At 66.1% G+C, this 9,322-nt stretch carries 10 protein-coding genes; 6 read left to right on the top strand and 4 right to left on the bottom strand.

Going from position 1 to position 9,322, the window contains the following annotated elements:
- The coding region (locus V5A38_RS13230; protein ID WP_332326235.1) for a phenylalanine--tRNA ligase subunit alpha at positions 1-747 on the top strand (747 nt) is incomplete at its 5' end.
- Positions 747-2,591, top strand: coding sequence for a phenylalanine--tRNA ligase subunit beta (gene pheT / locus V5A38_RS13235; protein ID WP_332326236.1), 1,845 nt, complete (start codon positions 747-749; stop codon positions 2,589-2,591). The genes V5A38_RS13230 and pheT, both read left to right, overlap by 1 nt.
- A gap of 33 nt (positions 2,592-2,624) precedes the next feature.
- Here the strand turns inward: pheT and V5A38_RS13240 are convergent, their stop codons facing one another.
- Positions 2,625-3,128, bottom strand: a complete 504-nt coding sequence (locus V5A38_RS13240) for a hypothetical protein (protein WP_332326237.1) — start codon at positions 3,126-3,128, stop codon at positions 2,625-2,627.
- A gap of 49 nt (positions 3,129-3,177) precedes the next feature.
- Positions 3,178-3,849 (bottom strand): DNA methyltransferase, encoded by a 672-nt coding sequence (locus V5A38_RS13245; RefSeq protein WP_332326238.1) that lies wholly within the window; start codon positions 3,847-3,849, stop codon positions 3,178-3,180.
- A 95-nt stretch (positions 3,850-3,944) separates the two neighbouring features.
- Here V5A38_RS13245 and V5A38_RS13250 point away from each other — a divergent pair, with 95 nt between their 5' ends.
- The 3 genes from V5A38_RS13250 (at position 3,945) to V5A38_RS13260 (ending at position 7,313) form a co-directional block, all read left to right on the top strand.
- Complete coding sequence (locus V5A38_RS13250; RefSeq protein WP_332326239.1) at positions 3,945-4,262, top strand: hypothetical protein; 318 nt, start codon at positions 3,945-3,947, stop codon at positions 4,260-4,262.
- 57 nt (positions 4,263-4,319) lie between these two features.
- Entirely contained in the window at positions 4,320-4,493 is a 174-nt protein-coding gene (locus V5A38_RS13255) for a hypothetical protein (RefSeq protein ID WP_332326240.1), read from the top strand.
- Between the two features lie 87 nt (positions 4,494-4,580).
- Positions 4,581-7,313, top strand: a complete 2,733-nt coding sequence (locus tag V5A38_RS13260) for a valine--tRNA ligase (RefSeq protein WP_332326241.1) — start codon at positions 4,581-4,583, stop codon at positions 7,311-7,313.
- A gap of 54 nt (positions 7,314-7,367) precedes the next feature.
- On the opposite strand, the gene V5A38_RS13265 is transcribed toward V5A38_RS13260, so the two are convergent.
- Positions 7,368-8,423, bottom strand: a complete 1,056-nt coding sequence (locus V5A38_RS13265) for a quinone-dependent dihydroorotate dehydrogenase (protein WP_332326242.1) — start codon at positions 8,421-8,423, stop codon at positions 7,368-7,370.
- 20 nt (positions 8,424-8,443) lie between these two features.
- Positions 8,444-8,641: a hypothetical protein gene (locus V5A38_RS13270; RefSeq protein WP_332326243.1), complete on the bottom strand. Its 198-nt coding sequence runs from the start codon at positions 8,639-8,641 to the stop codon at positions 8,444-8,446.
- 216 nt (positions 8,642-8,857) lie between these two features.
- On the opposite strand from V5A38_RS13270, the gene V5A38_RS13275 reads away from it, so the two are divergent.
- A complete protein-coding gene (locus V5A38_RS13275) occupies positions 8,858-9,163 on the top strand; it encodes a non-histone chromosomal MC1 family protein (protein WP_332326244.1) in 306 nt (101 codons plus the stop codon).
- The last annotated feature ends 159 nt before the right edge of the window (positions 9,164-9,322 follow it).

Consider the following 9,322-nt stretch of genomic DNA (forward strand, 5'->3'; position numbering starts at 1 on the left):
TGGATCAACGACTGCCTGTTCATGCCCCAGGACCACCCCGCGCGCACCCACTGGGACCGGTTCGCGCTAGATGTGGACCCCGTCGACGAGCTCCCCGAGGAGCTCGTCGAAGCCGTCGAGAACGCCCACCGGGAGGGCGTCGGCGACGATGGTGACGGCTACCACTCGCCGTGGGACGAGGGGTTCGCCCGTGAGGTCGCGCTCCGGGGCCACACCACCTCGCTCTCGATGCGGTATCTCTCCGGGATGGCCGAGGCACTCTCCGACGGTGACGGGCAAGCGTCGGAGTCGGGGAGCGTAGAGCCCCCCCAGCGCTACTTCTCCGTCGAGAAGGCGTACCGCAACGACACCATCGACGCCACCCACCTGCTGGAGTTCTTCCAGATCGAGGGCTGGGTGATGGCCGAGAACCTCTCGGTGCGTGACCTGATGGGGACGTTCGAGGAGTTCTACCGCCAGTTCGGCATCACCGACGTGCAGTTCAAACCCCACTACAACCCGTATACGGAGCCCAGCTTCGAGCTGTTCGGCCGCCACCCCGAGACGGACGAGCTGATCGAAATCGGCAACAGCGGGCTCTTCCGGGAAGAGGTGCTCAGGCCGCTTGGCGTGGAGTGTGACGTGATGGCCTGGGGGCTCGCACTCGAGCGGCTGGCGATGCTCTACACCGGCGCCGACGACATCCGCGACCTGCACGGCACGCTGGCGGATCTCGAGTTCCTGCGGAACACGGAGGTGATCTACTGATGCCTGTTGTCGATATCGACCCCGATGAGCTGCGGACGCTCACCGGCCACGACGAGAAGGACGACGACGCGTTCAAGCAGGACCTGTTCGGCCTCGGCCTGGAGTTCGAGGGCGAGACCGAGGAGGGGGAGCTCCAGTTCGAGTTCGCCCCCGACCGGCTCGACCGGCTCTCGGTCGAGGGGGTCGCCCGCTCGTTACGCTACCAGTACGGCGAGGACACGGGCGTCTACGTCCCCGACACGAACGACCCCGACTGGACTATCCAGGTGGACGCCTCGGTGCCGAACGAGCGGCCGTACGTCACCGGCGCAGTCGTCCGCGGCATCGACCTGGACGAGGCAGCGCTCGACTCGCTCATCCAGTTACAGGAGAAGCTCCACGCGACGATGGGGCGCCAGCGCGCGAAAGGCGCCATCGGCATCCACGACCTCGTGATGCTGAAGGGCGAGCGCATCGATGAGCGCGACCTCGCCGGGGACACGAGCGACCCGACGGACGACCTCACCCCTGTGGGGGGCGAAGACGGCGCGCACCGAGCAGGCGCTCCGGGGGGCGATGAGGCTACTGACGTGGGCGGACCGACCATCACCTACCGCGGCGTCGAACCCGAGGAGGACACGTTCGTCCCGCTCGACGCGGACAAGGCGATGACACCGGCCGACGTGCTCGCGGAGCATCCGACCGGCGAGACGTACGCCGACATCGTCTCGGAGTACGAGCGCTATCCGGCGATCTACGACGAACTGGGGCTGTTCTCGTTCCCACCGGTCATCAACGGCCAGCGGACCGAGCTATCGACGGGCTCTCGGAACCTGTTCGTCGAGATGACCGGCACCGACCAGTGGACGATCGACCGGATGCTCGCCATCATCTGCTACGCCCTCGACGCCCGCGGCGGCTCCATCGAGGAGGTCGACGTCGTGTACGAGCCCGAGGCGCCAGGCGAGCGGGACAGCGACCACCTGATCCGGCCGGAACTCGACGTGCGCCGGAAGACCGTGCGTCACGAGCGCATCGAGTCCACGCTGGGCATCGACCTGGAGATGGAGGAGGTCCAGGAGCTGTTCGCCCGCTCCGGGCTTGGCTCGTCGGCGAAGCTTGGGGAAGAGACAGCGTACGAGGTGGAGATCCCGCCCTACCGCGTCGACGTGCTCCACCCCGTCGACCTGGTCGACGACGTGGGCCGGGCGTACGGCTTCGACGATCTGGAGCCGAAATACCCCGTCATCGGGACCATCGGCGGCCGACACGAGCGCAGCCGGCTGGAGCGGGCTACCCGGACGGCGCTCGTGGGACTCGGCTTCGAGGACCTCCTGAACTTCCACCTCAGTTCGCCCGCGGAGAACTACGAGCGGATGAACGTCGAGGAGGGGAGCGACGTCCTCGGCGGCGAACCGGCGGTCAACGTCACTAGCTCGTACAGCGAGGACTACACCCAGCTTCGGACCTGGGCGCTCCCCTCGCTGATGCACGTCCTGGAGAACAACACCCACCGGCGTTACCCGCAGGAGCTCTCCGAGGTGGGTTTCGTCGCGAACCGCGACGAGACGGTGAACACGAACGTCGCCGAGCACCGCACCGTCGCGGGCGCGATTGCGCGCACGAATGCGACCTACGAGGAGATCAAAGGGCGGCTGCAGGCGCTCGTCTCGGAGTTCGACGTGACGCTTTCGACGCCGGCGACGGACCACCCCAGCTTCATCGACGGCCGCGTCGCCGACGTCGTCATCGACGGCGAGTCGGTTGGCGTCATCGGGGAGCTACACCCCGAGGTGCTGGTCGCGCGTGACCTGGAGGTGCCCGTCGCGGCGTTCGAGTTCCGGCTGGACGCGCTCGCGAACTGACCGGGTCGACAGCGCGAATCCTTCTTACGCGGCTCAGGTGCCGGAGAAGGAGTCGCCGAACCCGGCGAAGAGGGTGAAGACGTACGCCGGGCCGACGAGGAAGACGAGGTACCAGACGACCCCCGCGACGACGAGCAGGGCCGCATTCGGCTGGTCCCCCTCGGGAACCCAGTCGATCCCCTTCTCGGGGAGGATGTACAGGAGCAGGACCGGCCACAGGACCAGTGAAACCACCGTCGCCAGAACGATGCCGTCCACCCCTGCGGCGTAGAGCGGTGACGCCGTTCCGGGTGAGAGCACGTCGCGGCTCAGCGAGAGTCCGGCGCCGAAGAGAAAGCCCCAGACCACCGCCGGGAGCGGAATCCAGAGGACGTAGTTCACCAGCCACTCGCGGGGGGGGAGGGCGTCGAACAGCTGGCGGAGCCGCTTCGACACGAGGAACGGCGTCCACACGACCCCGACGAGCCAGCCGTAGAGGCCGAGAACGACGGCGAGGAACACGCCGGTGTGGAGCACGGAGACAATGTCGACTGCCATACAGATTGGTTCTGGAGCGGGGGTATGGGTTTTCTGGTCGGGCGGCGTCTCACCCCTCCCCGGTCGAGAACACCAGACAGTAGGAGTGGTCGTAGCCGTAGCCGAACGCCCCGTTACGGTCGTGGTCGTCGCTGTCCTCCCAGGCGACGACGACTTCGCCGTCGAAATCGAAGACGGTTCCGACGCGCTCGGCGATGTCCCACGCCAGCGTCGTCACTCGCCCCTCGTACTTCATGTTCACAACATCGATGACGACGGTGCCGCCGGGTGCTATCACCGATTCGAGGCGGGTGAACGCCGTCTCGATGTCGTCGAGGTACTCGTCGTAGCTGCTCTCGCCCGCGTAGTTCCTGAAGGGGTTCCGGTGGTCCCTCCGTTCCATGAACGGCGGCGAGGTGAAACAGCAGGCACAGGCCGGGAGCCACGACGAATCCAGGTCGAGCACGTCGCCCTGCCGGACGTTCTCCGGAGCCGTGAGCTGGTCTCGGCTGTAGCTAACCCGCTCCTGTTCGTACTCGACGCCGTACGGCACGCGGTCCAGTCGTTCGGCGACTGTGAGAGTCGTCCCGTAGCCCGCGAACGGGTCGAGGACGGCGTCGCCCGGCTCTGTGTACGCCTCGAGGAAGCGTTCGACGAGGGTGGGGGGCGTCCGGACCTCGTTCACGTGCCCCGCCGGGAGGTCGTCGTCGTGACCGTACTCGAGCGAGAGGTGCGTCTGCATGCGACTGTCGTTCGAATGACCGGATATCGGTTTTCCGGTTCCGTTCGACGCCGGCAGGCCGGTGAGCGCCAGCGTGAAGCGCCGGCGAACACACTATGGCGACTGGCTCCGTATCGGGGGATATCTCCGCCGATGCCTTCGCTCTGGTGAGCGACGACACCCGGGTCGCAATTCTGCGCGCGCTCCACGAGCTCGACACGCCGGTCGCGTTCTCGGCGCTGTACGAGCAGCTCGCCGTCGGCGACTCGGCCCACTTCAACTACCACCTCAGCGAGCTCCGACCACAGTTCGTCACCAAGACAGCGGACGGCTACGAGCTCACCGCCGGGGTCGGCGGCTGGCTCGCCCGGTCGTCGCCGGGCGCTACACGGACAGCCCGACCGTCGAGCCCGACGTCACCACCGGACGGCTGACGCCGTCGCCGTCGACGCCGCCGCCGTGTTTACTGTCAGGTGTGCGGCCGGGAGGCGGTGACCTCGTTCGGCTCGATCGCCGCCCGCGACGAGCGGGTGCGGCGGTTCCACCGCGAGCGCGACGCCCGGCTGGTTGAGGTCACGTTCCACGTCGCCGGCGATATCTGCCGGGCCACCGCCGATGGTTCGCTGGACGTCGTAGACGTCGAGGTTCTCGCCGGTGGCGAGTGACTGCCGGCGCGCTCCCCCGTGACCACGTAGAACGCCACCCACAGGACCGAGTTCTTTAACAGGCGCTCACGGGAACGTTCAGACAACATGCCCAGCGGTCCCTACGACGCCGACGCGGTCGAGGAGAAGTGGCAACAGCGGTGGCTCGACGACGAGACGTACGCCTACCAGGGGGTCGAGGACCCCGACACCGCCTTCGCCATCGACACGCCGCCGCCGACCGTCTCCGGTAGCCTCCACTGGGGCCACGTTTACGGCACCGTCCTCCAGGACATCGTCGCCCGCTTCACCCGGATGCAGGGCCAAGAGGTGTACTACCCCTTCGGCTACGACGACAACGGTATCGCCTCCGAGCGCCTGACCGAGGACGAACTCGACATCCGCCATCAGGAGTTCGAGCGCCGCGAGTTCCAGCAGAAATGCCGGGAGGTCTGTGCCGGCTTCGAGGAGGAGTTCACCGAGAACATGCAGTCCTTTGGCTTCTCGATCGACTGGAACAACACCTACCGGACCATCGAACCGCGGGTCCAGCGCATCTCACAGCTCTCCTTCATCGATCTCTACGAGCAGGGCCGGGAGTACCGCAAGCGCGCCCCGGCCATCTGGTGTCCGGAGTGTGAGACCGCCATCTCCCAGGTCGAAACCGAGGACGACGAACAGGAGAGCCACTTCCACGATATCGCGTTCGAACTCGTCGACGGCGGCGAAGCCCCGGGGGGAGACCCTGACGCCGCGAGCCAGGAGGCGCTCACCATCTCCACTACCCGCCCGGAACTTCTCCCCGCGTGCGTGGCCGTCTTCGTCCACCCCGAGGACGAGGAGAACGCGACCCTCGTCGGTCAGGAGGCGAAGATTCCGCTGTTCGGCCAGGAGGTTCCCATCATCGAGGACGAGCGGGTCGACCGCGAAACCGGCTCGGGTATCGTGATGTGCTGTACGTTCGGCGACCAGACTGACATCGAGTGGTACCAGGCCCACGACCTGGACCTCCGCCTCGCCATCGACGAGTCGGGCCACCTCACCGAGGTTGCCGACGAGTACGAGGGGATGCACGCGAGCGACGCCCGTGAGGCCATCGTCTCGGACCTCCGGGCCGTGGATGCGCTGCTCGACCGCCGGGAGATCACCCACACCGTCAACGTGCATGAGCGCTGTGGCGTCGGCGTCGAGTTCCTCGTCGCCGACCAGTGGTACGTCGAGCTACTCGACCGGACCGACGAGTATCTCGACGCCGGCCGAGAGATGGACTGGTACCCCGAGAAGATGTTCTCCCGCTACAAACACTGGATCGAGGGGCTCCAGTGGGACTGGTGTATCTCCCGTCAGCGCTCCTCTGGCATCCCGTTCCCCGTCTGGTACTGCGAGAACTGTGACGAGGCCGTGATGGCCGAGAAAGCGGACCTCCCCGTGGACCCGCTCTCGGACGACCCCCCCGTCGACGCCTGTCCCGCGTGCGATCACGAGGAGTTCGTCCCAGAGGACGACGTGCTCGACACCTGGGCCACCTCCTCGCTCACGCCACTCATCAACGCCGGCTGGGACTGGGATGCCGAGAGCGAGGGCTTCGAGATGGAGAATCCGGAGCTGTTCCCGATGGACCTGCGCCCACAGGGCCACGACATCATCTCGTTCTGGCTGTTCCACACCGTCGTCAAATGTTACGAGCACACCGGCGAGGTGCCCTTCGACGCCGTGATGATCAACGGTATGGTGCTCGACGAGGACCGGCGAAAGATGTCCAAATCGGTCGGCAACGTCGTCACACCCGCCGAGGTGACAGCGAAGTTCCCCGTCGACGCCGCGCGGTTCTGGGCCGCCGGGAGTTCCATCGGCGACGACCTCCCCTACCAGGAGAAGGGGCTGCGCGCCGGTGAGAAGCTGATGCAGAAGCTCTGGAACGCCTCGAAACTCGTCGACTCGCTCACGCCCGACGAGGACCTCGACCTCGACGAGGCCGAACTGTCGGCGCTCGACCGCTGGCTGCTCGCCGAACTCGACAGCGAGGCCGAGTTCGTCGCGGAGATGCTCGAGGAGCGGCAGTTCTCCAAGGCACGCGACAGCCTGCGGAGCTTCTTCTGGGGGACGTTCTGCGACGACTACCTCGAGATCGCCAAACAGCGCGTTCGCGAGGAGGACGACGTTGGCGGGAGCGAAGCTCCCGCCGGCCAATCGGAAGCGTCCGCTTCCGATGCTGACTCCGCGAAGTACACGCTCCGGACTGCCCACAAGCGGTTCCTGAAGCTGTTTGCACCCGTTCTTTCACACATCACCGAGGAGATCTGGCAGGACCAGTACGTGGGAGGCGAGGCGAACGGCGAATCCCTGAGCGACGACGAGTTCCAGAGTCTCCACCGGACCGCGTGGCCCGAGCCGACCGGCGTCGACGCCGACCACGATGCCGGCGAGACGGCGATGGCCGTCGTCGGCGCGCTCCGACGCTACAAGAGCGAGCGACAGCTTCCGCTCAACGCCGAACTCGAGCGTGTCACCGTCTACGGCGACGTGAGCGGCTTCGAGAACGACATCCGGAACGTGATGCACGTCAGGGAGCTGGAAGCGAAAGAGGAGGCACCCGAGGTCGAGTCGGTCACCACGGGAATCGACCTCGACTACTCGGTCGTCGGGCCGGAGTACGGTGCTGACGTGCCCGAGATCGAGGAAGGCATCGAGAACGGCGAGTACGACCTGGGTGAGGAGACGCTGACCGTCGCGGGCCACGAACTCGGCCCCGCGGAGTTCACCGTCGAGCGAGAACGGCGGTACTCCGGCGACGGCGAACTGGTCGAAACCGAGGACGCGCTGGTTGTCGTCCAGGAGTAAGAAGACAGTTGCCGGAGAACCGCAGCGGAACCGCCCCAGGCCCGATAACTCGTGTTACTGGTCGACGCCGATGGCGTCCTCGATGGAGTCGAAGCCGTCGCGGTCGAGCAGGTCGAGCAGCCCCTCGTTGATGTCTCGCGCGAGCGAGGGCCCCTCGTAGACGAGGCCGGTGTAGAGTTGGACGACGCGTGCGCCCGCACGAATCTTTCTGTAGGCACCCTCGGCGTCACTGATACCGCCCACGCCGATGACCGGCACGTCGGTCCGTTCGGCGACGAAGCCGACGAGCCCCGTCGCGCACTCCTCGATCGGATCGCCGGAGAGCCCGCCGCGTTCGGCCTGCTGTGGGGCGGTGAGGCTCTCGGGCCGCTCCGTGGTCGTGTTGGTGACGATGACGCCGTCGAGGCCCATCTCGTCGACGACTGCGAGCGAGTCCTCGATCGCCGGCCCGGGGAGGTCCGGGGAGAGCTTCACCAACAGGGGCGCGGCGCCCGCGTCCTGCAGTTCGCCGATGATGGCTTCGAGGGATTCGCGGTTCTGGAGCGAGCGGAGCCCGGGGGTGTTCGGGCTGGAGACGTTGACGACGAAGTAGTCGCCCGCGTCCGCGACGCGCTCGTACGTGTAGCGGTAATCCGATGGCGCCTCCTCCAGGGGCGTTGATTTCGACTTGCCGATATTGATGCCGATCGGGACGTTCGGGAGGGTGGTCTCGTCCAGCCGTGCGCCGATGGTGTCGGCGCCCTCGTTGTTGAACCCCATCCGGTTGATGAGCGCACGGTCGGGTTTCAGCCGGAACAGCCGCGGGCGCGGGTTGCCGGGCTGGCGCTCGGCGGTGACGCCGCCGACTTCGACGTGGCCGAAGCCGAGCGCGGCCAGCGCACGCGACACGCGGGCGTTCTTGTCGAATCCGGCGGCGACGCCGACAGGGGTGGGGAACTCCTGGCCGAAGGCCGTCACCGAGAGCCGCTCGTCGTCGACGACGTAGGTGCCGCGGAGCATGGACTCGACGGGAGTGTTCTGGACGGCTTCCAGACTGCGGCTGACGAGACCGTGGGCGGTTTCGGCCGGGAGCGAGAACAGGACGGGCTTTGTGAGCGTGTACAGGCTCATCGCGTGCTGGTCATAGCGGCTCAGAAGTCGTGTTCGACGTCGTCCGCATCGGCGCTCTGGATGATGATCTTCCCGTCGCGGACACGGACGAACACCTCATCACCGATATCCATGCCGGCAACCTCGAGTTCGTCCTCGTGGAGGTTCACATGGACGTTATGGTACTCGCCGTTCTCGTCTTTGGCCCCGCTCGGGCTGAGCTTCTTCTTGCGGACCATCTGCTCTATCTATCTGAGTTTGGCTGGAGGTGATACTAAAGTGTTTGTTCCCAAGCCTGCCGCGCGCGAGCACCGAAGGGGGTGAAAGCGGCGGATTTTCGCCCCGGTTTTCGGGTGATGCGGTAGGGGTGTATAAAAACCCCCTGGCAGAAGGCGCCGTATTCCCCGATATTTTTATATAACGCCATGTGTTCCACCCGCATGGAGACGAAAACCATGGTACGAGAAGACGGTAAGCGGAACTTTGCATTGCGAGAACAGGACGGCGAGGAAAGCGTGTTCTCCGGGAACACGCCACGGCAGGCGGCGCTGAAAGCTGCACGCCGGCTTACCCCCGCCGACTCCGAAGAGGACGCTGACCGGCAATCGCTCAAACTTCGGGAGAAAGGGACCGACAAAGTCCACATCTACGAGGGCTGGGCGTGGGAGGAGGAAGCGCCTGACAACAAGCCCGACTGGATGCCCGAAGTGATCACCGAGGCGAACGTCTCGAAAGAGGGCATCAAACACCTCGAGGAGTAACGCCGCAGTGTGGGCCGACCACACGTTCATTTCTCTTCGTTACGCAGCTCTTTCTCGCGGAGGGAGACGTCCACGCGCGGCAACCACCCGCCCCAACCGAGCGTCTCATAGTGATTACTGCGAGTCTGTCCCGCCGTGACCATCCGTGTCGGTGAGGGG

The organism is Halolamina sp. (assembly GCF_036626355.1).
GTDB lineage: Archaea > Halobacteriota > Halobacteria > Halobacteriales > Haloferacaceae > Halolamina.

Excerpts from the sequence above, each read along its gene's own strand:
- V5A38_RS13260 (WP_332326241.1), top strand. The coding sequence starts at position 4,581 with ATGCCCAGCGGTCCCTACGACGCCGACGCGGTCGAGGAGAAGTGGCAA.
- V5A38_RS13275 (WP_332326244.1), top strand. The coding sequence starts at position 8,858 with ATGGTACGAGAAGACGGTAAGCGGAACTTTGCATTGCGAGAACAGGAC.
- V5A38_RS13245 (WP_332326238.1), bottom strand. The coding sequence starts at position 3,849 with ATGCAGACGCACCTCTCGCTCGAGTACGGTCACGACGACGACCTCCCG.
- V5A38_RS13270 (WP_332326243.1), bottom strand. The coding sequence starts at position 8,641 with ATGGTCCGCAAGAAGAAGCTCAGCCCGAGCGGGGCCAAAGACGAGAAC.
- V5A38_RS13250 (WP_332326239.1), top strand. The coding sequence starts at position 3,945 with ATGGCGACTGGCTCCGTATCGGGGGATATCTCCGCCGATGCCTTCGCT.
- pheT (WP_332326236.1), top strand. The coding sequence starts at position 747 with ATGCCTGTTGTCGATATCGACCCCGATGAGCTGCGGACGCTCACCGGC.
- V5A38_RS13240 (WP_332326237.1), bottom strand. The coding sequence starts at position 3,128 with ATGGCAGTCGACATTGTCTCCGTGCTCCACACCGGCGTGTTCCTCGCC.
- V5A38_RS13265 (WP_332326242.1), bottom strand. The coding sequence starts at position 8,423 with ATGAGCCTGTACACGCTCACAAAGCCCGTCCTGTTCTCGCTCCCGGCC.